This is a genomic window from Candidatus Kinetoplastibacterium sorsogonicusi, from assembly GCF_003072465.1.
Classification (GTDB): domain Bacteria; phylum Pseudomonadota; class Gammaproteobacteria; order Burkholderiales; family Burkholderiaceae_B; genus Kinetoplastidibacterium; species Kinetoplastidibacterium kentomonadis.
On sequence record NZ_CP025628.1, the window covers coordinates 177,501 to 202,500 of the forward strand.

Consider the following 25,000-nt stretch of genomic DNA (forward strand, 5'->3'; position numbering starts at 1 on the left):
TTGATCGAAGCCCCGGTAAACGGCGGCCGTAACTATAACGGTCCTAAGGTAGCGAAATTCCTTGTCGGGTAAGTTCCGACCTGCACGAATGGCGTAACGATGGCCATACTGTCTCCTCCTGAGACTCAGCGAAGTTGAAGTGTTTGTGATGATGCAATCTACCCGCGGCTAGACGGAAAGACCCCATGAACCTTTACTGCAGCTTTGCATTGGACTGTGAATAGATTTGTGTAGGATAGGTGGGAGACTTTGAAGCATGATCGCCAGATTATGTGGAGTCATCCTTGAAATACCACCCTAATATGTTTATGGTTCTAACCTCGGTCCGTAATCCGGATCAGGGAAAGTGCATGGTGGGCAGTTTGACTGGGGCGGTCTCCTCCTAAAGTGTAACGGAGGAGCTCTAAGGTACGCTAGGTACGGTCGGAAATCGTACTGATAGTGCAATGGCATAAGCGTGCTTAACTGTGAGACTGACACGTCGAACAGATGCGAAAGCAGGACATAGTGATCCGGTGGTTCTGAATGGAAGGGCCATCGCTCAACGGATAAAAGGTACTCTGGGGATAACAGGCTGATACCGCCCAAGAGTTCATATCGACGGCGGTGTTTGGCACCTCGATGTCGGCTCATCTCATCCTGGGGCTGAAGCAGGTCCCAAGGGTATGGCTGTTCGCCATTTAAAGAGGTACGTGAGCTGGGTTTAAAACGTCGTGAGACAGTTTGGTCCCTATCTGCCGTGGGCGTTGGATACTTGACAGAAGCTACTCCTAGTACGAGAGGACCGGAGTGGACATACCTCTGGTGTACCGGTTGTCATGCCAATGGCATAGCCGGGTAGCTAAGTATGGAAGAGATAACCGCTGAAAGCATCTAAGCGGGAAACTCGTCTGAAGATAAGGTATCCCGGAGACTAGATCTCCCTAAAGGGTCGTTCAAGACCAGAACGTTGATAGGTCGGGTGTGTAAGTACAGTAATGTATTCAGCTAACCGATACTAATTGCCCGTGAGGCTTGATCCTATAACTCTAAAGGTTATATTGATTATATATTTTAAGAAAATTGTATAATATAATGCGATCTATTTTTTATTAATTAAATTAATTAATATATAGAAGTTGTGTTTCTTCGAATTGATTTAAGGATTATAATTTTATATAATCTTAAAGGTTTTGCCTGATCACTATAGCAAAGTTGATCCACTCCTTCCCATCTCGAACAGGAAAGTTAAACGCTTTTGCGCCGATGATAGTAGATGTACATCTGTGAAAGTAGGTTATGGTCAGGCTTCTTTTTTTAATTAAAAGCTCTAATATATTAAATTATATTAGGGCTTTTTTATGCTTTAATAATGTTAAAAATTTAGGATTAGTGATACTAATCACTATCATTTCTAAAAAATCCCATGTATTTATATTTGTAGTTTTAAATCCTTTTATCATACAATCTAACATGTGTAAGTATTCTAAAATTTTAAAAGAATCTTTAATTGATAATCTTTTTAAGATATTATGATCAATTTTCTGTATATTATACATATCTTCTACTATACCCCATATTATCAAAGATATATTTTCTCCTTCATATTGAAGTTTTTTTAATATATTGATAGATTTGTTAGTATCACCTAATAATATATTTTTTCGTAAATCATATAAATTAAATTTAGAAGAATTTACTATAATTCTTTTTATATCTTCTAAAAACAATTGTTTTTTATTATAAAAAATTAAACCTAATTTAATAATTTCTTGATATGCTGCTAATAAATTTCCTTCTACCATACTAGCAATCCAATTACATGAATTAAGATCTAATATTTGATTTTGTAAATACAATCTTTTTTGTATCCACATTCCTAATATATTTTTTGTAATTTTTGGTATTTTTATTACAATTCCATAATTATTAATTAATTGAAATAATTCATTATTTTTTAATAAAGGAAAATTGTTATCTAATATAGATATAATAATTTTTATTTCAACAAATATTTCATTATTTTGATTTAATAAATTTTTAATTATATCAGTAATAATATTAAAATATTTTTTGTTATTTAATTTAATATTAATAATCTTTTTATTATTTAATAATGAAATATTATTGAAATGTTCATTTAAGTAATTAATGTCTTCTAAAGAAGATATATTAATTTTTATTAATTCATAATCTAATTTTACATAGATAGTATATATATTATCTATAGTTTCATTTAGTAAAAATAATTCGTCACTATATACCAAATATATTTTTGCTTTATTTTTTATAAGAAAATAATAATTTTCATTATTATCAAGATGATTAAAAGTAATTTGCATTATAATTAATAGATATATAATTTATATTTTGAGATAAAAGATCATAAAATTTTTTACTAAATTCATATGTAAATAATTATATAATGTCATAAAAAATATAAAATTTAATTGTAATATATATTACATTTTATATAACTATATTTATAAGTTTATTAGGAATTAAGATGATTTTTTTAATATCTTTTCCGTTTAAAAACTTTAATACATTTTTATCATTAATAATTATATTTTTGATTTTATCTGAATCATAATTTGTAGATACTAAAATCTTATGTCTTAATTTACCATTAATTTGTACAATCATTTCTATTTGATCTAAAAGTAAAGCATCTTCATCTATATGAGGCCATGGAGCATCTAATAAATCTCCAAATACTGTATTTAAATGTAAATCATGCCATATTTGATAAGTAATATGAGGAACAATTGGAAATAATATTCTTAATAAAATACTTATTGATTCAGTTATAACTGTTGAATATTTATCATGTGATATGGAATTACAATTTTCCATAAATTTTAATAATTTCATAGAAGAAGAAACAACCGTATTATACTGTTGTCTTTCATAATCATAATTTACTTGTTTCAATATTTTATAAACTTCATATCTTAAAAATTTTAGTTCATCACTTAGATTATAAAATATGTTTTTTTTATTTATATTTTTAATATCTATAAAAGATTTGTGATTATAACAAAATTTCCATAATTTATTTAAAAACTTATGTGCACCTTCAATACCTTGGTCAGACCATTCTAAAGTTTGTTCAGGTGGACTTGCAAATATAATAAATATTCTAGCTGTATCTGCACCCCATTCATTAATAATGCTTTGAGGATCTACACCATTATTTTTTGATTTGGACATGGTAGTAATACCTAGATACTTAACATCACTACCATCTGATTTTAATTTGGTAGATATAATTTCTCCATTTTTATCATAAATATTTTCTACATTTTTAGGGTCAAAATATTCTATAGAGCCATTATGATTTTTTCTATAATAAGCATGATTTAGCACCATACCTTGGCATAATAAATTTTTAAATGGTTCATCAAAATTTATTAAATTTAAATCACGCATTAATTTTGTCCAAAAACGTGCGTATAATAAATGTAAAATTGCATGCTCTATTCCACCAATGTAATGATCTACAGGCATCCAATATGAAACTTTATCTTTATCTATCATAGCATTATTACAATCTGGAGAGGTATATCTCATAAAATACCAAGAAGAATCGACAAAAGTATCCATAGTATCTGTTTCTCTTCTAGCAACTCTATCACATTTTGGACAATAGCAATGTAAAAATTCATCGCAATCATTTAAAGGATTACCAGTACCTTTAGGTATCAAATTTTCTGGTAAAATTACTGGAAGATTATTTTCTGGTACTGGAACTTCTCCACATACACTACAATGTATAATCGGTATAGGAGTACCCCAGTATCTTTGTCTAGATATACTCCAATCTCTTAAACGCCATATTGTTTTTTCATCTCCTAGACTGAAAGATTTTATTTTATCTGTGACAGCTTTAATTGCCTCTGAAGAATTCATTCCATTAAATTCTCCTGAATTAATTAAAAATGAATAATTTTGATCTGCATACCAATCTTGCCAATAATCTATGTTATAAGATTTATTATTTACATTAATAATTTGTTTTATTGGTATGTTATACTTTTTAGCAAAATGAAAATCACGTTCATCATGGCCAGGAACACCCATTACTGCTCCATTTCCATAATTCATCAAAACATAATTACTTATCCATAATTCTATTTTTTCTTGATTGATTGGGTGTATAACAGTAAAACCTGTATTAATACCTTTTTTTTCTTTTGTTAAAAGATTAGCTTCTGTTGTAGATCCTAATTTACATTCTTGAACAAACAGTTTTATTTCTTTATTTATTTTTGAAAAAAATGTAGCTAAAGGATGTTCATAAGATATTACACAAAATGTGACACCCATAATCATATCAGCTCTAGTAGTAAATACGAATAATTTACCATCATTGATAAGTTCATTATTTTCATTTTGAATATTATGAAGAAAGGCAAAACATAAGCCCTGAGATTTACCTATCCAATTTTCTTGCATAGATAATACTTTTTGAGGCCACCCTTTTAAATTATGTTTTATATCATAAAGCAATTCTTCTGCATATTCAGTTATTTTTAAGTAATATCCAGGTATTTCACGTTTTTCAACTAAAGCACCTGAACGCCAACCTTTACCATCTATTACTTGTTCATTTGCTAATACTGTTTTATCTATTGGATCCCAATTAACAACTTGAGTTTTTCTATATATAATTCCTTTTTCTAACATTTTTAGAAAGAACCATTGATTCCATTTATAATATTTAGGATCACAAGCACATATTTCTTTAGACCAATCTATAGATAGTCCAAGTTGTTTCATTTGTTTCTTCATGTAAGAAATATTATCATATGTCCATTTAGCAGGTGAAATATTAGATTTAATAGCTGCGTTCTCTGCAGGCATACCAAAAGCATCCCAACCCATTGGCATTAATACATTAAATCCTAGCATACGTTTATATCTAGTCATTACGTCATTTATAGTATAATTTCTAACATGTCCCATATGCAATTTACCACTTGGATATGGCAACATAGAACAAGCAAAAAATTTTGTTTTTTGTTTAATATTAAATTTACTATAATTATTTTCTGTAGATAAATAAGATTTATTTTCTTCCCAGATTTTCTGAGTAGAAGCTTCTACTTCTTGGTGACTATAATTTTCTTTCATAAAAGTATGGAACATTGATAATTATCAATTATGCTGAATATAACTTATACAAATTTGAGCTTTATATTAAAAAATAAATACAAATTTATTTAAAATATTACTATATTTAAATAAAAAGCAAATGATATACGCAAAGTTAGCTAATATATCATCATATTATTTTAGTTTAGTCTCTTTATATTCAACATGTTTTCTAGCAATAGGATCAAATTTTTTGATCAAAATTTTTTCTGGTTTATTACGTTTATTTTTGGTGGTTGTATAAAAATGTCCTGTATTTGCTGTAGATTGTAGTTTAATTTTTTCTCTTGCGCCTTTAGCCATAATTTTATTCTCTAAAATTTATATCTTATATATTAAAAATTTGCTTTATTTATTGAAATTCATTTCAGATAAAATAGCATCAATACCTTTTTTATCTATTGTACGTATTGCTTTAGTACATACACGCATTTTTATCCATCTATTATTTTGCTCTGACCAAAATTTATGTATTTGTAAATTTGGTAAAAAGCGTCTTTTAGTTTTATTATTAGCATGGGAAACATTATTCCCAACGACTGGACCTTTACCAGTTACTTGACATATACGTGACATAAGTATACCTATTAACTTAATTGTGTTAAAAATCAATCATTATCAAAAAATTTTTATATCATATTATTTGATATAATAAGTTTGATATATTTATATAGAATTTAATATTTTACTATTAAATTATTAATTTTGCTATGTATAAGTATATATGTTTTTTAGTAAATATTCTTTGGATATAAGGAGATTTATTTTGATAAAGTTAGGAGTTAATATAGACCACATTGCTACTATTCGTCAGCAAAGACGAGGTAAGTATCCAGATCTATTAGATGCAGCATTAATTTGTAAAAATGCAGGTGCAGATATAATAACTTTACATTTAAGAGAAGATAGAAGACACATTCAAGATCATGATGTCTTTGGAATTAAATCTAATATGATAAATACAGATATAAATATGGAATGTGCAGTAGTTAGTGAAATTTTAGACATTGCTTGCAAAGTAAAACCTTATAGTGTTTGTTTAGTACCAGAACGTAGAGAAGAATTAACTACCGAAGGTGGGTTAAATATTACAAAAGATTATAATAAAATTTATAAAGCTATAAAAAATTTAAAAGATTATAACATCCAAGTTTCTTTATTTATTGATCCAGAATATGAGCAAATAGAAGCAGCATTTCATGCAGGAGCAGATGCAATAGAACTTCATACAGGTAAATATGCAAATTTAACTCTTAACTATGATATTAATGAAGAATTAAATAGGATAAATAATGCAGTAATTTCTGCTATTAAATTTGGCTTAAAAGTAAATGCCGGGCATGGTCTTGATTATTCTAATATTTCTAAAATAGCTTCAATTAAAGGTATATCAGAGTTAAATATAGGATTTTCAATTATCTCTAAAGCAATATTTTCAGGTTTATATGAAGCAGTTAAAGATATGAAATCATTAATTCATAAATCATCTTTAAATTCTTTATATTAATATAATCATGAATGTCAATATAGCAAATAATTGTAAAAATCCAATAGTTGGATTAGGAATTGATATAATAGATGTTAGAAGAGTTGAATTTATATATAAAAAATATGGTTTAAATTTTTGTAAAAAAATTTTAGGCAATAATGAATATAATGAATTTATGCAAAGATTAAATAGAAATTATCTTAAATCTATTAAGTTTATAGCATCTAGATTTTCTGCAAAAGAATCATTTTATAAGGCTATAAAAATAGGCATGCCAACATTAAGTTGGCATAATATACAAATTATGAATACTTCTATAGGAGCTCCTATTATGAAATTAAATTCACAATTAAATGACTGGTTTAATCAAAGATATGGAAATATTCATATATCAATTTCTGATGAATCACAATTTGTTATTACTTGCGTTGTAATAGAAAAAAAATATTAACTTAATTTTATTGTAGAGAAAATAATTGTTAATTAAATCAGAAATTAAGAACATATTAAAAAATTTGCCTAACTTACCTGGTATCTATAAACATTTAGATTCTGATGAAAATATTTTATATATTGGAAAAGCTAAAAATTTAAAAAAACGTATTACTTCATATTTTAATAGAGTTCATGATAATCAACGTATTAAATTGTTAGTATCTAAAATAAGTAATATAGAGATTACTATAACTAATTCAGAAGAAGAGGCATTATTATTAGAATATAATTTGATAAAAAAATATAACCCTAAATACAATATAATTTTTAAAGACGATAAATCTTATCCATATATATTTATTTCTCATCATAAATGGCCCGGTATATTTTATTACAAAGGGAAAATAAATAGTAAAGGTAATTTTTTTGGACCTTATTTAAATTCTAATACTGTTAAAAATACAATTGATATTATTCAAAAAATATTTTTTCTAAGAACTTGTGAAGATTCTAGTATTGCTAATAGATCTAGACCATGTATTTTGTATCAAATTAATAAATGCTCTGCACCTTGTAAAGATAAAATTTCTTTAGAAAATTATTCTGAAAATGTATCACAAGCTATCAATTTCTTAAATGGTAAAACCAATTCTATTATTAAAAATATCAAGCAAAAAATGATACAAGCATCTAATTATCAAGATTTTGAATATGCTTCTAAACTTAAAAATCAACTTATTGCTCTTAATAATATTATTAAAGTACAGACAGTTAATAATGTTAAAGAAAGTGATATTGATGTAATTTCTGTTGTATTATTAAATAATCAAGCGTGTGTAAATTTATCTACTATTAGAAATGGACATCATTTTGGTGATAAATCATTTTTTCCAGATAATATTGAATATACAAATGAATCATCTATAATTACAGCATTCATTCAGCAGCATTATGTTAATATCGAATTACCAAAACATATTATTTTATCTCATAAAATAAAAGAAAAAAGTAATATTTTTTTATTAAAAAAATTTATTCCTAAATTAATTTATAAACCTATTGGTATTAAAAAAAAATGGTTAGAACAAAACATAAAAAATAATCATATAGCACTTTCAGCATATATTAATAAAAATGATAATAATATTAATAGATTATCATTATTTTTAGAATTAATAAATTTTAAAAAATTAAAAGATAACATAAGAATAGAATGCTTTGATATTAGTCATATGTCAGGAGAATCTACATATGGATCATGTGTTGTATTTGAAAAAAATAAAATGCAACCATCTATGTATCGTAGATATAAAATTGATAATATATCAATGAGTGATGATTATGGTGCAATGTCACAAATACTCTTAAAAAGATTTTCTAAAAAATTGGAAAATTTACCTGATATTATATTAATAGATGGAGGTAAAGGGCATATAAATATTGCTAATAAAGTATTAAATCAATTAAATTTAGCAAACATTTTAATAATTGGTGTAGCAAAAGGTAATGGTAGAAAACCTGGTTTGGAAAAATTAGTATTTACTGATAGGGCAGATATATTGTTAGGAGAAAAGTCTATTATATTAATGTTTATAAACCATATAAGAGATGAAGCGCATAGATTTGCAATTAATGGAATGAGATATAATTTTACAAAATTAAGAAAAAAATCTATCTTAGAATCAATAAATGGAATTGGCTTAAAACGTAGAAAAATGTTATTAAATAAGTTTGGAAGTTTATCATCTTTATATAATGCTACAATAGAAGAATTATCTTCTATTAAAGGCATATCTATGTCATTAGCTGAAAAAATATATTATACGTTCCATAATGATTAAATATTTTTATGTGGGATCCTATTTTTTTTGAATTTTATATTATTAATTATTAAAAATAATATGTATTATCATAAAACATTTTTTAATATACCAATTATTTTAACATGGTTACGTATAGCTATGCTACCAATAATATGTAGTATATATTACATGCCTATTTCTAGTATAGATAGAGATATTTTAGCTTCATGTGCTTTTATAATAGCATCTTTAACTGATTGGTTGGATGGTTGGCTAGCTAGATTATTAAAACAAACTTCATTATTTGGTGAATTTCTTGATCCTGTTGCTGATAAATTAATAGTTTGCTCTTCCTTGATAATATTACTCAATCTTGAGAGAGTTGATCAATTTGTAGTATTAATAATTATAGGAAGAGAAATCATAATATCATCTTTAAGAGAGTGGATGGCTAAAATTGGTTCACAATCTATTACTACTGTACATAAATTAGGTAAAATTAAAACTGTTTTTCAGATGTTTGCTATTGCCTTTTTATTTTATAATAAAGTATTTTTTGGATTTGATACTATCAAAATTGGAACATTTTTAATTATTATTTCAACGTTTTTAACGATATTATCTATGTTATATTATATAAAAAAAGTATGGTTAGTTATGAATGGTAAATAAAATATTATTTTATTGCCTTATTACACGGAGTATAGAATTAGGAAATTTTTTTGAATCAGTTCTCCAAGGATTTATGTCAATACCGCCTCTTCTAGTATATCTGCCATATATTGTTAATTTTTTTGGATTACAAATCGATTTAATATCAAAAAATATTCGTTCTATACAATGCTCATGGAAATCATTATGATTTCTAAATGATATGAGATACTTTAATAATGAATAATGATCTATAGGTTTTCCGGTATAAGATATTTGAATTGATGCCCAATCAGGTTGATTTGTTACAGGACAGTTTGATTTTAATAGATTAGAAACTAAGTGCTCTGTTATAATATGGTTAGAATCTATATTTTTTAAAATTTTTTCATCTGGAATATAAGTATTTGTTTGAATATCTAAGTCATCTAAACATATTCCTTTCAATTTCTGAATTTTATGTATTTTATGAAATTGATGTGGTTCTATGAAATTTAATTGTATTTCACTACCAATAGCTTTAGATATATCTTGAATTAAAATTTTATCAATATTATTTTCTATTTTGTTTTGATTAAAAGAATTTAAATATAATTTTAAAGATTTAGATTCTATTATATTAGGACTATTTGCTGGTACTATAATTTGTAATATAGCTATTTTCGGTTTGCCTTTTAAATTCAGCCAAGAAAATTCATACGCTGTCCAAATATCAAAACCTCTAAATAATATTTTTTTTGAAGTATCACAAAAGATTTTTGTATTATTTAGCCGAGGTATTGCAAATAACAATTTTGGGTTATATGCTACATTATAGCAATTTATTTTTTTGCTTAAAGGAGATTTATTTATTATATTCATAGTAATTTACTATATGATAGATCAATAATATTTATACAACACTAATAAGTATTATTAATATTTTAATATATATTTATTATGATCAATGTTTAATTGTTAAAGTTTTTTTATTTTATTGTATTTCAAAAGTTATTTTTATATCTTAACGTCTTATTAAGATACGATTAAGATTATAATATCTCTCTATGTTAAGGAAATAATTATGATCATGTTTGATGGTATAGGATTGTTGTTAACTTTGATAGCGATTTTTGGTTATATCAACCATCGTTTTATTAAGCTACCAGATACACTAGGAATTACTGCAGTTGGCTTAATAGTTTTTACTTGTTTATCATTTTTTGGACAATCTCATTCTAGCATGGTGCTAAAGGCTCAAAGCTTAGTGGAATTTATCAATTTTCCTGAATTAGTTTTTCATGGATTACTTGGCCTTTTATTATTTGCTGGCGCATTACATATAGATATTTCTAAAATGAATAAACAACGATTACCAGTATTTTTATTAGCTACTATTGGTGTATTAATATCTACTTTAGTTGTAGGCATAGCATTTTATATTGCTTTACATCTATTTTACAACTCAGTAAGTTTTTTATGGTGTTTAGTTTTTGGAGCTTTAATTTCACCGACAGATCCTATAGCCGTTTTAGCAGTTTTAAAAAATGCTAAAGTATCTTCTGATTTAGAAACTCAAATTGCTGGTGAGGCATTATTTAATGATGGTACAGCAGTTGTAGCTTTTATGACTTTATTAAGTTTAGCATGTGGTGCAACAGAATTCTCTGCCATTAATATAGTAATATCTTTAACCCAAGAAATATTAGGAGCTGTTATATTAGGATTAATTTTAGGTTATGGTGGAGCTATCATGATTGCAAAATTAGATAGTTATCCAGTAGAAATTTTAATTACTTTAGCATTAAGCACAGCAGGATATAGGTGTGCTGAAATATTACATGTATCTGCTCCATTATCTGTAGTAGTAATGGGTTTAGTGGTTGGTAATCATGGAATTTCTAAATTAAGTAAAGATAAAACTAGTGAACACTTATTTAATTTTTGGGGACTTTTAGATGAATTATTAAATCTTGTATTATTTGGATTAATAGGTTTAGAAGTTTTAGCATTATCATTTAAATTAACTGATATATGGATAGGAATTATAGCAATTCCTATAGTATTGATTGCTAGATATATTAGTGTAGTAAGTCCTATGATTTTACTAAAAAAATTTCATAATATTAGTACTAATTCAGTTAACATAATGACTTGGGGTGGCTTAAGGGGTGGTATTTCTATAGCTTTAGCTTTATCTTTACCTCAATTTGAAGGAAGAGATATGGTTGTTGGTGTAACTTATGTAGTAGTAATATTTAGCCTATTAGTACAAGCAACTACTTTAGGCTCTTTAGTGAAAATACTTGAAAAAAAATAAAACAATAAAATAATATACTCAAAATGAATTTTTTTGATAAATTTAATCTTAATAGGATATATATTTTTTTATTTATAGGTATATATTTTGTATTAATATCTAATGATGTTTATTCTAATAATATTTTAGATAAAAATATTATTATTAATAATTTTTTATTAGAACTTAGAAAAGATTCAGAAAAAAATGGAATCTCTGTAGATGATTTTGATAAATTTACTTCAAAAGTAGATTTTGTAGAAATTACTATTAATGCATCAAAAGATCAATTCAAAAAACAAGATAATTTTAAAGATTATATCTTAAGAATGATTAATACAAATAGAATTGCTAATGGTTACAAAATACTTACAAAATATAATAATGATATTCGAAACATTTGTAATACATACCATGTTGATCCAGAAATTTTAATTGCTATTTTTGGTATTGAAACTAATTATGGAACTATTTTAGGTAATACAAATATATTAAATGCTTGGTTTACACGTGCATATTATGAAAATAATCCATTATGGAAAAAAAATTTTTATGCATCTATTAAGATTCTAAGAGATGGTATAGTTAAACCAGATGAATTTTTAGGATCCTGGGGGGGAGCTTTTGGAATGACACAGTTTATACCAACATCATTTTATGAATTATCAGTTGATTGGGACAATGATGGTATTGCTGATCTATATAATTCAATACAAGACTCTCTAGCATCTACAGCTAATCATCTATATAAACGTAATATAAAATGGATAAAAAATCAACCACCTGTTATAGAAATTAGGTTACCAAAAAATTTTTTGGATAATTTAAAAATTTGTAAAGATGATTTTCATATTTCTGAAAATAAATATACTTTAGAAAAATGGTCAAAAATTGGTGCAACAAGTATAAAAGGCGAATCATTATATAAATTATATAATAGTTATATGAATGAGGAAGCTTTTTTATTATTACCATCAGGAATAAATGGTCCACAATTTTTAGCTTTAAGTAATTATCAGGCTTTATTAAAATATAATAATTCACATAAATATGCTTTAGTAGTTTCTATTTTAAATAATATCTTTAAAGGAGAAAATATATTACAATCCAATTGGTTTAAGTTATACAATAATTAAACTTCAGTATTTATAAATCACCAACCATATTGAGACAATTATTATGCGTTTTGATAAATTAACAATAAATTTTCAACGAGCATTAAGTGATGCTCAAAGTTTAGCTATAAAGCATGATAATCCATATATTGAAGCAATTCATGTTCTTATTGCATTATTAAAAGACCAAGATAGTAATACTAAATCTATTTTAGAAAAGTCTGGGGGAGCAATAAATAGATTATTAAGTATATTAGATCAGGAAATTAATAAATTACCTAAAGTAAATAATAGTAGTGAAAATATACAAATCAGTAAAGAATTAAATACATTATTAAATATTACTGAAAAAGAATCTATCCTAAGAAAAGATAACTACATATCAAGTGAATTATTTTTGTTATCAATATGTAATACAAAGATACAGATTGGTAAAATATTACATGATTCTGGTATTTATTATGATGCATTATTAAAAGTTATAAATGAAGTTAGAGGTAATAATAATATTCAAAACCCAGATGAAGAAAATAGAAATAGTCTAGCTAAATATACTCAAGATATTACAGATCTAGCAAAACAAGGAAAATTAGATCCTGTGATTGGTAGAGATGATGAGATTAGAAGAGCTATACAAATTTTGCAAAGAAGAACAAAGAATAATCCTGTACTTATAGGAGAACCTGGTGTAGGAAAAACTGCTATAGTTGAAGGTTTAGCACAAAGAATCATCAATAATGAAGTGCCTGAAAGTTTAAAAGGTAAAAGGTTATTGTCTCTTGATTTAGCAGCATTACTAGCAGGTACAAAGTATAGAGGAGAATTTGAAGAACGACTTAAATCTGTCTTAAAAGATCTATCAACTAGTAATAATTATATTATGTTTATAGATGAAATACATACTATGGTTGGTGCTGGTAAAACTGAAGGCTCTATGGATGCTGGTAATATGCTTAAACCTGCTTTAGCTAGAGGAGATCTACACTGTATAGGGGCAACTACTTTAGATGAGTATAGGAAATATATAGAAAAAGATTCTGCTCTAGAAAGAAGATTTCAAAAAATTTTAATTGATGAACCAAATATAGAATCTACAGTTGCTATTTTACGTGGCTTACAAGAAAAGTATGAAATACATCATGGAGTAAAAATTACAGACCCTGCTATTGTAGCTGCTGCAGAATTGTCTAATAGATATATCACAGATCGTTTTTTACCGGATAAAGCTATAGATCTAATAGATGAAGCAGCTTCTAAAATAAGAATAGAAATAGATTCAAAACCTGAAAAAATAGATAAACTAGATAGACGTATCATTCAATTAAAAATTGAAAAAGAAGCTGTTAAAAAAGAAAATGATGATATATCAAAACATCGTTTATCTATTATAAATGATGAATTAGAAAAGTTACAAAAAGAGTATAGTGAATTAGAAAAAATATGGAAATTAGAAAAATCTACTATTCAAAATTCTACTTCTTTGAAAGAAGAAATTGATAAAATAAAAGCTCAAATGGCAGAATTACAGAGAAGTGGTCAATATGATAAGCTTGCTCAATTACAATATGGAGAATTACCAATATTAGAAAAACGTCTTAAAAATTCTGAAAATATAGATTTGACAAATACAGAAGATCAACAAATTAAATTAATTAAAACTCAAGTTGGAGTAGAAGAAATAGCTGAAGTTATATCTCATGCAACAGGTATTCCTATATCAAAAATGATGCAAGGAGAAAAAGCAAAATTATTAAATGCAGAGGAAATTTTAAAGAAAAAAATTATTGGTCAAAATGAAGCTGTAAATCTTGTTTCAGAAGCTATTAGAAGATCTAGAGCTGGATTATCTGATCCCACTAAACCTATAGGATCATTTCTTTTCCTTGGACCAACAGGGGTCGGTAAGACAGAGCTTAGCAAAGAACTTGCTAATTTTATGTTTGATTCACAAGATCATATGATACGTATAGATATGAGTGAATTTATGGAAAAACATTCAGTTTCTAGATTAATTGGAGCTCCTCCTGGTTATGTTGGATATGAAGAAGGTGGTTATTTAACAGAGTTAGTACGTCGTCAACCTTATAGTGTAATATTATTAGATGAAATAGAAAAAGCTCATCATGATGTTTTTAACATATTATTACAAGTATTAGATGATGGTAGATTAACAGATAGTCAAGGACGTACTGTAGATTTTCGTAATACTATTATAATTATGACGTCTAATATTGGCTCACATTACTTACAAGAATCTGTATCTTATGAAGATGCTAAAAAATTAATATTAGATGAAATTAAGAATATATTACGTCCAGAATTTTTAAATCGTATTGACGAAATCATTATTTTTCATAAATTAGAAATATCTCATATTAATTTAATTACTAAAATACAAATTGATTTGCTTAATTTAAGATTATCCAAACATGATATTAAATTAAGTGTTGATGAAGTTGCTATAAATGAATTATCAAAAATTGGATTTGATCAATTTTTTGGAGCAAGACCATTAAAAAGAGCTATTCAGCATAATATTGAAAATCCATTAGCAAGCAAACTTATTCAAGGAGATTTTTCTCCTGGAGACAATATTTATGTTAATTTTAATAATGAAAAATTCATTTTTAATAAACATTCTAATGATAATAAATAAATAGTATGAATTTATGCATATTGATATTTTTAATATTATTAGTTATTTCATTGTTAACTATATTTATAGTACAAAAACTTATTTTAAATAATTTAAATAATTTAAAGTTTGAATTAGAAAAAGTTAGTAGTAATCTAAATATAGATATAGATGAATATATAAGAAAATTTCATATAGAATTTAATGAATTTTCACGTGACATAAGAATAGATTCATTAAATTCTAATAATGCATTAAAAAATAATATAAATTTTGAATTTAAAAATACTAGATCAGAATTAGTAGATTCTTTAAATAAATTTTCAAATCACTTTGCTAATCAAATTCAAAAAGTAATAGAAATCGATGAAAAACGTATGTTAGAAGTTAGAAATATTTTAAATAAAAATTTATATGATTTACAAAAAAACAATACTGATAAATTAGAAGAAATAAGAATCATTGTAGATGAAAAATTAACAACAACACTAGAAAATAGACTAGGTGAATCTTTTAAATTAGTATCAGAAAGACTGGAATCAGTACATAAAGGATTAGGAGAAATGCACTCTTTAGCTTCTGGAGTCGGTGATTTAAAAAGAATTTTAAGTAATGTAAAAACTAGAGGAATATGGGGTGAAATGCAATTATCTAGAATAATTACTGATATTATGACAGAAAAGCAATATGCATGTAATGTAAAACCTATTCCAGGCAGTGATGCAATAGTAGAATTTGCTATTAAGTTGCCAGGTACTTCAAATACTAATGTAGTATGGTTACCAATAGATTCTAAATTTCCTATAGAAGAGTATGAACGTTTATGTGAGGCATATGAAAATTCAGATTCTAATGCTATTAAAAAATCAATATTAGCATTAGGTAAAGCTGTTGAGTTACAAGCAAAGATAATATCTAATAAATATGTAGCCCCTCCATATACAACAGAGTTTGCTATTATGTTTTTACCAGCTGAAAGTTTATATGCTGAAATTTTAAGAATACCTGGTCTTTTGGATAAATTATATAAATTGAGAATTAATATTTCTGGGCCAAGTAATTTAGCTGCTATATTAAATAGTTTACAAATGGGTTTTCATACTTTAGCAATTGAAAGAAGATCTTCGGAAGTATGGCAAGTACTCAAAACAGTGAAAACTGAATTTTATAAATTTGGCGACACAGTAGCAAGTGTTAGAAAAAACTTAGAAAGTGCAACTAATAAATTAGATCAAACTGAAACAAGATCACGAATAATGTTAAAAAATTTAAAACACTTAGAAATATTACCAGAAGATAATAATATATCTGATGTTTTTGATGACAATTAATTAAATGGAAAATAATATATATGTTAGATGTTAATTTTTTAAAAAAAAATGTAGCTCATCGTGCTGTAGAGATTGTGATGGATAATATCAGATTTGATGATATTTTAGGTATTGGTACAGGATCTACAGTAGATATTTTTATTGAACAATTATCTAAATATAAAGATGATATTAAGTCAGTTGTAGCTAGTTCTATAAGAACCTATAATATTTTAAATAAATTTAATTTTAATGTTATAGAATTAGATGAAGCTCATAGTATACCATTTTATATAGATGGTGCTGATGAAATAGATGAATCTATGAATATGATTAAAGGTGGTGGTGGTGCTTTAACTCGTGAAAAGATTATAGCATCTGCATCTGAAAATTTTATTTGTATTGTAGACGAAAGTAAATTTGTGAAAATTTTAGGTACATTTCCATTACCAATAGAAATAATTGCAATGGCAAAAAAACAAATCTCAAATCAACTAAATAAGATTGGTGGTAAAGCTAATGTGCGTCCTAATTTTGTTACTGATAATAATAATATAATTTTAGATGTAGTTGGTTTAGATTTTGATAATTGCAGAGAATTAGAAATTTATATAAATAATATTCCTGGAGTAGTTACTTGTGGATTATTTGCTTTACAAAAAGCAAACCAAGCACTAATATCTACTCAAAATGGTGTATTAGTTAAGAATTCGCAAATATAAAAAATCAAGAAGAAAAATCAATTTCATCTTTCTCAAATAAATATTGAATCATTTGATCATGTAATAATTTTCTAGATTTGATATCTGATAAATTTAATCTATTTTCATTTATTATGCGAGTTTGCTGTTGTAACCAATTATTCCAAGCTTTTTGAGATATATTATTCATTATGTATATACCTATTTCTCCTGGGTATGGTGGATTATTTAAAGCTTCTAATTTTGTTTTTAATTTCATACATTTTACAAATTTCCTCATTTTATTATTCCTTATATTATTATGTTCTATTATATTTAATTATATATTTTTAATAAAAATTAAACTATTACGTAGTTTATTATATTGTTTTTGTTTTTCTAATGGCAAACTAGAAATATCTGCTTGATGAAATCCTCTTTTTAAAAACCAATGTGAAGTTCTAGTTGTCAAAACAAATATTTGTTCAATACCATTTAATTTAGCTTTCTTTTCTACATGTTTAAAAAGATTTTCTCCTTCACCTTTATTTTGTAATTCTGGTATAACTGTTAAACATGCTATTTCTGCCATCTTTTCTTCAGGAAATTCGTATAAAGCAGCACACCCATATATCATCATATCATGTTCTAATACAGTAAATTTATCTATATCTCTTTCTAAAATATTCCTAGATCTTTTTATTAAAATACCTTCTTTTTCTAATGGCTCTATTAATTTAATTATAGAACCTATATCTTCTATTTTAGCTTGGCGCATATAATCTAAATTATTAGCTACCACCATTGCTCCAATACCATAATGAGTAAAAACTTCTAATAAAATAGAACCATCTAAATAATAAGGCACAATATGAGCTCTTTCTACACCATTATTAACAGATTTATAAGCTTTATATAATAAATTTGTCATTTCTTTATCTAAACAATTAGACTTGATAATACTATCAACATCATTACAAGCAATTTCAATACCAGATAAATTACTATTTATTTCTATATTTTTAGAAGACGTAAGAAAAATTAGTTTTTCTGCCTTTAATGAAGTTGCAGCTTTTGTAGCTAATTCTTCAATTTTTAAAACAAAAGATTCACCAGTTGGTGAAAATCCTATAGCTGGTAATAAAGCTATTGTAGAATGTTTTTCTATTTCTGATTTGATAGCATCTACGTCTATTTTTCTAATATTACCAGCATATAAATAATCTATACCATCTATTATGCCCTTAGGCTTTGCTATTACAAAATTACCAGAGATTATTCTAATTTTAGCATTTGACATTGGTGTATTAGGTAACCCTTGACTAAAAGATGATTCGATATCTAATCGTACTTTACCAGAAGCTTCTTTAATGCATTCTAATATATTATGATTTATTGGTTCTAAATCATATGATAATATTTTTTCATTATTTTTTAATTTTAGTTGTTTATTAGCTTGTGGTATTGCATCATACACTAATACTAATCTTATTCCTAAAGCTGATAAAAGAGATAAATCTTGTACTAAAATATTTAAACAATTATCTTCTATTAACTCTCCACCAAAAGCTATTATAAAAGTTTTATCTTTAAATGCATGTACATAAGGTGCTACCTTTCTAAACCATTTTACAAATTGTATTTGTGCTTGTTGAGAATTTGTTGTATTTTCAATATCTGAAATAGAAGAAGACTGTATCATTTTTGACCTTTATTGCTGGATATCTTGAATTTTTATAAAATTTTTGTAAAAAAATTGTAATACAAGTAAAATTTTATTTTGCATAAAATATAAAAATTTATAATTTTCATTTTTTAAATATTATATTATCTAATATGAATTATATAAATTAATAATAATACGAACCATATCAATAATAATACTAAATATATGAATCTTAGTAATAAGAAAATTATACCATTTGTTCATTTAAGATCGCATTCTGAATTTTCTGTAATAGATGGAATTTTAAAAATAGAACATTTAATAAATAAAGCTAAAGATTTTAATCAGCCTGCAATAGCACTTACTGACTTGCATAATATTTTCGGCTTAGTAAAATTTTATAAGAAAGCTCGTGCATCTGGCATAAAACCTATTGCTGGATGTGAAGTTTATATGAGTGATTCATTAGATAGTAAAAGTTACTATCGAATAATATTATTAGTGAAAGATTATGATGGTTATTTAAATCTTTGTTCAATACTTACAAAATCATTTACAGAAAAAAAATATAAAAAATCAAAAGTACCTTTGATAATTAAAACATGGTTAATTGAAAATAATAAAGGTCTTATAGTTTTATCTGGTGCAAGATTAGGAGATATTGGGCAACTAATTGATTCAGGAAATATAGAGTTAGCAAAAAAGAGAGCAAAAGAATGGTCAGAATTATTTCCATCTAATTATTATATAGAATTATGTAGAAGTAATAATATACTTGATCAACAATATACAAATCATGCTCTAAAAATAGCTATGGAACTGAATATATCAGTTGTTGCAACTCATCCTATTCAGTTTTTAGAAAAACAAGATTTTCAATCTCATGAAGTTAGAGTATGTATAGCAGAAGGTGTATCTATAAATAACCCTAATAGAAAAAATAAATTTAGCGAAACACAATATTTTTTTAGTACTGAAGAAATGATTAATTTATATTCAGATGTACCTTCAGCTATAATAAATACCTCAGAAATATCAAAAAGATGTAATTTAATTTTACCGTTAGGTAATCCTAAATTACCTAATTTTTATCATAATAATATTGAGTTAAATAATAAAGAATCATTTAATAAACTATTATTAAATATGTCTAAAGAAGGATTAAATGAAAGATTCATAAATGATCTTCCCCATTTAAATGATAATGCAAAACAACAATATGAAGATAGATTGCAACATGAGTATAAAATTATTGTTCAAATGGGGTTTGCTAGTTATTTTTTGATTGTACAAGATTTTATTAATTGGGGTAAAAAAAATGGAATACCTGTTGGTCCTGGTAGAGGTTCTGGAGCAGGATCTTTAGTAGCTTATGCTCTTGGTATTACTGATATAGACCCTATAAATTATGATTTACTTTTTGAAAGATTTTTAAACCCAGAAAGAGTATCTATGCCTGATTTTGACATAGATTTTTGTCAAGATAATCGTGAACGTGTAATTGAATATGTTAAAAATAAATATGGAAAAGATTCTGTAAGTCAAATAATGACTTTTGGTACTTTTGGTGCCAGAGCTGTTATTCGTGATGTTGGTAGAACTTTAGATTTTCCATACACATTTTGTGATAATTTATCTAAAATGATCCCTTTTAATGCAATTGATCCATGGACTTTAGAAAAAGCTATTTCACAAGACGCAGCATTTAAAGAAAAATATGAACAAGATGAAGATGTAAAATATTTATTAGATATAGCGAAACCTCTGGAAGGATTAACACGTAATGTCGGCATGCATGCTGGCGGTGTTTTAATTGCACCAGGTAAACTAACAGATTTTTGTCCATTATATTGCCCTCCAGAACAACCTAATAATCTTGTTTCTCAATTTGATAAAGATGATGTAGAAGCAATGGGGTTAGTAAAATTTGATTTTTTAGGATTACGTAATCTTACTATATTAGATTTAACAGTTAAATATATTAAAGAATTAAATTCTAATCAAAAAAATTTAGTTCTTAGTAAAATCGACTTAAATGATTTTAATACATATCAAATATTATGTGAAAGTAATACTACAGCTATTTTTCAATTAGAATCTAAAGGTATGCGTGATTTATTGAAGAAGCTAAAACCTAATAATTTTGAAGATATTATAGCTATACTTGCTTTATATAGACCTGGGCCACTTGAATCTGGAATGGTTGATGATTTTGTTAATAGAAAACATGGTTTAGAAAAAGTGAATTATTTTCATCAATCTTTAGAGCCTGTTTTAAAAAATACTTATGGAATTATAGTTTATCAAGAGCAAGTAATGCTGATATCACAAATTATAGGAGGATACTCTTTGGGTAAAGCTGATTTACTTAGAAGAGCAATGAGTAAAAAAAATCCAGATGAAATGTCAAAGCATAGAAAAACTTTTGAAGAAGGTGCTATTAAAAAAGGTTATAGTAATATTTTAGCTAAAAAGCTTTTTGATTTAATAGAAAAATTTGCTGGTTATGGTTTTAATAAGTCACATTCTGCAGCTTATGCAACTATTGCATATCAGACAGCTTGGTTAAAAGCTAATTATCCAGCAGAATTTATGGCTGCTACTATGTCTTCTGATATGGATGATACTGATAAAATTAAATTATTATATCAAGATTGTATTTTTAATAATTTAGAAATATTACCTCCAAATATTAACCTATCTATTTTTAAATTTAAGCCAATTTATGATCTAAAAAATAATAAAAAAAATATATTATATGGTTTAGGTGCAATCAAAGGTTTAGGCTATTCTATTATTGAGGAAATCATAAAATCTAGAAATGAGAAAGGTCCATTTAAAAATCTTATAGATTTTTGTATGCGTATTGGCAAATCTATAAATAAAAGAGCTTTGGAATCTTTAATTAAATCAGGTTCTTTTGATTCAATAGAAAAAAATAGAGCTTTATTATTTAATTCAATACCTCTAGCAATAGAAACAGCTAATCAAGCATTAATAAGTACTCATCAACAATCATTATTTGAACATGATACTATCAAAAAAGATTTATCTTTCTATGATGATAGTTTAGTAAATGATTGGAGTTTAAATAAAATATTAACTGAAGAAAAACAGTCTTTAGGATATTGTATAAGTGGTCATTTTTTTGATATATGGGTAGATGAAATAAAAAAAATTATTCCAAATAGACTCATAAATATTCAACCAAAACAAGAATTACAATTAATATGTGGTATAGTATGCTGTATTAAAAAAATAGTTACTAAAAAAGGAAAAATAATATTGATAACTATAGATGATAAATCTTCTGTATTAGATGTTATGATTTATCATGATCTATATGATTTAAAAAAGGAAGTTATTATAGAAGATAATTTTTTAGCTTTTCAATGTTTTGTATATAAAAACGAATATAATGAAAATATTCGTATAATAGCTCAAGATATTTATAGCATACTCAATATTCGTGAAAAATATCTTAAAACAATACTTTTAACTGTGACATCTAAAAAATTAATAGATATAAATGCTTTAAAAAATATTTTATTAAATTATAAATCTGATAATTCTAATATATCAATATCAGTTAAATTTATAAATTATATAAAATCTTTTAGTTGTATATTAAAAATAGGAAGCAGTTGGAATATAACTCCTACAGATGAAGCATTATTTTCATTAAAAAAATTAGATGGTTGTGAAGATATAAAATTAATTTATTAATTTAATTATATCCATCCTCTATACCAATATATAAATATAGCAACATATTCTTTTATTATAGTTTTACTAGCTATTAAAGTAATATAATTAGGTACTATTAAATTGAATTTATTTTTTTTCCATATAATTTGAGAATGTGTAGGAGCTGCAATTATATTAGTGATTCCTACATTTAAAAAAGAAGCTTTTGCTCTAGGCATATGTAATGCAGATGTTACTAATATAATATTTTTTAATTTTAATTTTTTTATTTGCTCATTAACAAATAATGCATTTTCATGAGTAGTTCTACTTTTTTCTTCAAGATATAAATCTTCTCTTAAAATACCATTTTTTTTTGCTATATTAGACATATACTTAGCTTCACTTATCTTTCCATCTAATGATCCACCAGAGCATATTATTTTTTTAGATATTCCAGCAAAGTATAATTTTGCTGCTACATCTATTCTTGTAGTTGCTGTTTTTTTATCATAATTAGAAAACCAATTAGTTTGGCCATGTCGTATATGTCCTCCTAATACAACTATTGCATCATATTTAATTTTTTTATTTAGATCAAAAGGAGGATTGATATTTTCTAAAAATCCTCCTATTAATAATGAAGTTATTGGTAAAGACCAAATTGTTATCCAAAATATACTAAATAAATAAAATTTTTTAGCTATACTTTTCAATTTAAATTTTTGTAATATGCAAGCAACTATGCATATAGTTATTCCAAAATTTAAGGGAGGAATGAATAATGATAATGGTTTTATATTTAGCATATTATTTATTAAAATAAGTAATGAATAATATTTGAATAATTTAGGGAAATTTTAAAAAATTTATTTTAAATGATATTATTCTAATAGATGCTTGATTTATAAAAAATATTATATCTATAATTAAGAGTTAGCTGTTAATAGTATATCAATAACTAATTCTTTTACAATTAAATGATTTGCAAAACAATTTAGTAAAACCATTTAAATATATTTATTTTCATTAAAAAATCATTATTATATAAATATATTTATTTACAATTATTTTAATAAACTAGTTATTATTAATTTTTTGAGTAAAAATTAACATTTTTAAAATATAGGGAATTTATAAAAATCATATATTTTAATATATACATAAATAATCTAAAATTATGTATATATAAATGCTAATTAGATAATTTTATATTTCATGATTATATAAACCTTACTTCAAAAAATATTAATAATGTTATATTGTTCTTTATTGTATATTGAATTAATTTCTAATATAATTTTTTTATTAATATGATTACTAATAAATGAAATATAATTTTTTTCAATAAATATATCTATAATAGGTTTAGATGCTAGAATTTTTAATTTTTTTATATTAATGTCATATGAAGAATTAATAATTTTTCTACATATTTCATGAAATATTGTTTCAACTGTCTTTATCAAACCGGTTTTGTTACATATATTACATGGTTCAAACAAATTACTTAAATATGAATTTTTTTTGCGTTCTCTACTAATTTCAAGTAATCCTAAAGCAGTAAATCCTAATATATTTACTTTAGCTTTATCATTGATAATATTATCTTTTAATTCTTTTAATACTACATTTTTGTTATCTCTTTTTTTCATATCTATTAAATCTATTAAGATTATTCCGCTTAAATTTCTTAACCTTAATAGTCTAGCAATCTCTTTAATTGCTTCTAAATTAACTTTCAAATAAGTGTCTTCAGGATCTTTATTTCCAATAAAACTACCTGTATTAACATCTATAATGATCAATGCTTCTGTTTGATCTATAATGATATATCCTCCAGATTTTAAATTTATTTTACGAGATAATGAAATATTCATTGTTTCATCTATATTATAAATTTTAAACAAATCATTTTTTTCATAGTATTGAATTTTGTAATATATATGAGGCATAAATTCATATGCCCAATTTTTGAATTCATATGTAATTTTTTTATTATCTATAAATATATCTTGTATATTAGGTTCTATAATATCTATTAAAATATCTTTTAATGTATTTGATTGATTGAAAATTAAACAAGGTTTTTTATGTTCATCATATATATTTAAAT

General features: G+C 25.1%; 19 protein-coding genes and 2 rRNA genes (2 of these 21 only partly in view). 12 read left to right on the forward strand and 9 right to left on the reverse strand.

The features are described from left to right. Together CKSOR_RS00875 and rrf are read left to right on the forward strand one after the other, a co-directional pair. Positions 1-1,022: ribosomal RNA gene (locus CKSOR_RS00875) — 23S ribosomal RNA — on the forward strand; it begins 1,855 nt to the left of the window's first position. 153 nt (positions 1,023-1,175) lie between these two features. Then, positions 1,176-1,288: ribosomal RNA gene (gene rrf, locus CKSOR_RS00880) — 5S ribosomal RNA — on the forward strand. A gap of 34 nt (positions 1,289-1,322) precedes the next feature. Here the strand turns inward: rrf and holA are convergent. From holA to rpmB, 4 genes are all read right to left on the reverse strand, one after another. Continuing rightward, a complete protein-coding gene (gene holA / locus CKSOR_RS00885; protein ID WP_108673724.1) occupies positions 1,323-2,321 on the reverse strand; it encodes a DNA polymerase III subunit delta in 999 nt (332 codons plus the stop codon). Positions 2,322-2,448: 127 nt separating this feature from the next. Continuing rightward, positions 2,449-5,115: a leucine--tRNA ligase gene (gene leuS, locus CKSOR_RS00890; RefSeq protein WP_108673725.1), complete on the reverse strand. Its 2,667-nt coding sequence runs from the start codon at positions 5,113-5,115 to the stop codon at positions 2,449-2,451. A gap of 156 nt (positions 5,116-5,271) precedes the next feature. Further along, positions 5,272-5,439: a 50S ribosomal protein L33 gene (rpmG, locus tag CKSOR_RS00895; protein WP_108673726.1), complete on the reverse strand. Its 168-nt coding sequence runs from the start codon at positions 5,437-5,439 to the stop codon at positions 5,272-5,274. A 45-nt stretch (positions 5,440-5,484) separates the two neighbouring features. Continuing rightward, entirely contained in the window at positions 5,485-5,712 is a 228-nt protein-coding gene (rpmB, locus tag CKSOR_RS00900; RefSeq protein WP_108673727.1) for a 50S ribosomal protein L28, read from the reverse strand. Positions 5,713-5,902: 190 nt separating this feature from the next. Between rpmB and CKSOR_RS00905 the strand changes: the two genes are divergently transcribed. The 4 genes from CKSOR_RS00905 to pgsA are packed head-to-tail and all read left to right on the forward strand — an operon-like array spanning position 5,903 to position 9,534. Continuing rightward, positions 5,903-6,643: a pyridoxine 5'-phosphate synthase gene (locus CKSOR_RS00905; RefSeq protein ID WP_108673728.1), complete on the forward strand. Its 741-nt coding sequence runs from the start codon at positions 5,903-5,905 to the stop codon at positions 6,641-6,643. A gap of 7 nt (positions 6,644-6,650) precedes the next feature. Next, a complete protein-coding gene (gene acpS / locus CKSOR_RS00910; RefSeq protein WP_108673729.1) occupies positions 6,651-7,076 on the forward strand; it encodes a holo-ACP synthase in 426 nt (141 codons plus the stop codon). A gap of 25 nt (positions 7,077-7,101) precedes the next feature. Continuing rightward, positions 7,102-8,901: an excinuclease ABC subunit UvrC gene (uvrC, locus tag CKSOR_RS00915; RefSeq protein ID WP_108673730.1), complete on the forward strand. Its 1,800-nt coding sequence runs from the start codon at positions 7,102-7,104 to the stop codon at positions 8,899-8,901. Positions 8,902-8,961: 60 nt separating this feature from the next. After that, on the forward strand, positions 8,962-9,534 hold the full coding sequence (gene pgsA / locus CKSOR_RS00920; RefSeq protein WP_108674210.1) for a CDP-diacylglycerol--glycerol-3-phosphate 3-phosphatidyltransferase: 573 nt from the start codon (positions 8,962-8,964) through the stop codon (positions 9,532-9,534). Between the two features lie 9 nt (positions 9,535-9,543). Here pgsA and queF read toward each other — a convergent pair whose 3' ends face one another. Next, a complete protein-coding gene (gene queF, locus CKSOR_RS00925; protein WP_108673731.1) occupies positions 9,544-10,374 on the reverse strand; it encodes an NADPH-dependent 7-cyano-7-deazaguanine reductase QueF in 831 nt (276 codons plus the stop codon). A 202-nt stretch (positions 10,375-10,576) separates the two neighbouring features. Here queF and CKSOR_RS00930 point away from each other — a divergent pair, with 202 nt between their 5' ends. From CKSOR_RS00930 to rpiA, 5 genes are read left to right on the forward strand one after another with little or no spacing between them, the layout of a single operon-like run. Next, entirely contained in the window at positions 10,577-11,812 is a 1,236-nt protein-coding gene (locus tag CKSOR_RS00930; protein ID WP_108673732.1) for a cation:proton antiporter, read from the forward strand. A 23-nt stretch (positions 11,813-11,835) separates the two neighbouring features. Continuing rightward, positions 11,836-12,927, forward strand: a complete 1,092-nt coding sequence (locus CKSOR_RS00935) for a lytic murein transglycosylase (RefSeq protein ID WP_108673733.1) — start codon at positions 11,836-11,838, stop codon at positions 12,925-12,927. 43 nt (positions 12,928-12,970) lie between these two features. After that, positions 12,971-15,562, forward strand: coding sequence for an ATP-dependent chaperone ClpB (gene clpB / locus CKSOR_RS00940; RefSeq protein WP_108673734.1), 2,592 nt, complete (start codon positions 12,971-12,973; stop codon positions 15,560-15,562). A 5-nt stretch (positions 15,563-15,567) separates the two neighbouring features. After that, positions 15,568-16,872 carry a DNA recombination protein RmuC gene (locus tag CKSOR_RS00945; RefSeq protein ID WP_108673735.1) on the forward strand — a complete coding sequence of 435 codons (1,305 nt, stop codon included), beginning with the start codon at positions 15,568-15,570 and terminating at the stop codon, positions 16,870-16,872. Positions 16,873-16,892: 20 nt separating this feature from the next. Next, positions 16,893-17,573 (forward strand): ribose-5-phosphate isomerase RpiA, encoded by a 681-nt coding sequence (rpiA, locus tag CKSOR_RS00950; protein ID WP_108673736.1) that lies wholly within the window; start codon positions 16,893-16,895, stop codon positions 17,571-17,573. A 4-nt stretch (positions 17,574-17,577) separates the two neighbouring features. Here rpiA and CKSOR_RS00955 read toward each other — a convergent pair whose 3' ends face one another. Next, a complete protein-coding gene (locus CKSOR_RS00955; protein ID WP_422666644.1) occupies positions 17,578-17,811 on the reverse strand; it encodes an oxidative damage protection protein in 234 nt (77 codons plus the stop codon). A 60-nt stretch (positions 17,812-17,871) separates the two neighbouring features. Beyond that, positions 17,872-19,233: an amino-acid N-acetyltransferase gene (gene argA / locus CKSOR_RS00960; protein ID WP_108673738.1), complete on the reverse strand. Its 1,362-nt coding sequence runs from the start codon at positions 19,231-19,233 to the stop codon at positions 17,872-17,874. A gap of 189 nt (positions 19,234-19,422) precedes the next feature. Between argA and dnaE the strand changes: the two genes are divergently transcribed. Beyond that, a complete protein-coding gene (gene dnaE / locus CKSOR_RS00965) occupies positions 19,423-22,923 on the forward strand; it encodes a DNA polymerase III subunit alpha (RefSeq protein WP_108673739.1) in 3,501 nt (1,166 codons plus the stop codon). 5 nt (positions 22,924-22,928) lie between these two features. On the opposite strand, the gene CKSOR_RS00970 is transcribed toward dnaE, so the two are convergent. Together CKSOR_RS00970 and CKSOR_RS00975 are read right to left on the reverse strand one after the other, a co-directional pair. Further along, on the reverse strand, positions 22,929-23,693 hold the full coding sequence (locus tag CKSOR_RS00970) for a YdcF family protein (protein WP_108673740.1): 765 nt from the start codon (positions 23,691-23,693) through the stop codon (positions 22,929-22,931). Between the two features lie 429 nt (positions 23,694-24,122). Further along, positions 24,123-25,000, reverse strand: partial view of an Rne/Rng family ribonuclease gene (locus CKSOR_RS00975; RefSeq protein ID WP_108673741.1) — the 3' portion only. Its footprint extends 604 nt past the window's final position; only the last 878 of its 1,482 coding nucleotides appear in the window; the start codon falls outside the window, past its right edge — the gene reads right to left on this strand; the stop codon is at positions 24,123-24,125.

Excerpts from the sequence above, each read along its gene's own strand:
- holA (WP_108673724.1), bottom strand. The coding sequence starts at position 2,321 with ATGCAAATTACTTTTAATCATCTTGATAATAATGAAAATTATTATTTT.
- leuS (WP_108673725.1), bottom strand. The coding sequence starts at position 5,115 with ATGAAAGAAAATTATAGTCACCAAGAAGTAGAAGCTTCTACTCAGAAA.
- rpmG (WP_108673726.1), bottom strand. The coding sequence starts at position 5,439 with ATGGCTAAAGGCGCAAGAGAAAAAATTAAACTACAATCTACAGCAAAT.
- rpmB (WP_108673727.1), bottom strand. The coding sequence starts at position 5,712 with ATGTCACGTATATGTCAAGTAACTGGTAAAGGTCCAGTCGTTGGGAAT.
- acpS (WP_108673729.1), top strand. The coding sequence starts at position 6,651 with ATGAATGTCAATATAGCAAATAATTGTAAAAATCCAATAGTTGGATTA.
- pgsA (WP_108674210.1), top strand. The coding sequence starts at position 8,962 with ATGTATTATCATAAAACATTTTTTAATATACCAATTATTTTAACATGG.
- queF (WP_108673731.1), bottom strand. The coding sequence starts at position 10,374 with ATGAATATAATAAATAAATCTCCTTTAAGCAAAAAAATAAATTGCTAT.
- CKSOR_RS00930 (WP_108673732.1), top strand. The coding sequence starts at position 10,577 with ATGATCATGTTTGATGGTATAGGATTGTTGTTAACTTTGATAGCGATT.
- CKSOR_RS00935 (WP_108673733.1), top strand. The coding sequence starts at position 11,836 with ATGAATTTTTTTGATAAATTTAATCTTAATAGGATATATATTTTTTTA.
- clpB (WP_108673734.1), top strand. The coding sequence starts at position 12,971 with ATGCGTTTTGATAAATTAACAATAAATTTTCAACGAGCATTAAGTGAT.
- CKSOR_RS00945 (WP_108673735.1), top strand. The coding sequence starts at position 15,568 with ATGAATTTATGCATATTGATATTTTTAATATTATTAGTTATTTCATTG.
- rpiA (WP_108673736.1), top strand. The coding sequence starts at position 16,893 with ATGTTAGATGTTAATTTTTTAAAAAAAAATGTAGCTCATCGTGCTGTA.
- CKSOR_RS00955 (WP_422666644.1), bottom strand. The coding sequence starts at position 17,811 with ATGAAATTAAAAACAAAATTAGAAGCTTTAAATAATCCACCATACCCA.
- argA (WP_108673738.1), bottom strand. The coding sequence starts at position 19,233 with ATGATACAGTCTTCTTCTATTTCAGATATTGAAAATACAACAAATTCT.
- dnaE (WP_108673739.1), top strand. The coding sequence starts at position 19,423 with ATGAATCTTAGTAATAAGAAAATTATACCATTTGTTCATTTAAGATCG.
- CKSOR_RS00970 (WP_108673740.1), bottom strand. The coding sequence starts at position 23,693 with ATGCTAAATATAAAACCATTATCATTATTCATTCCTCCCTTAAATTTT.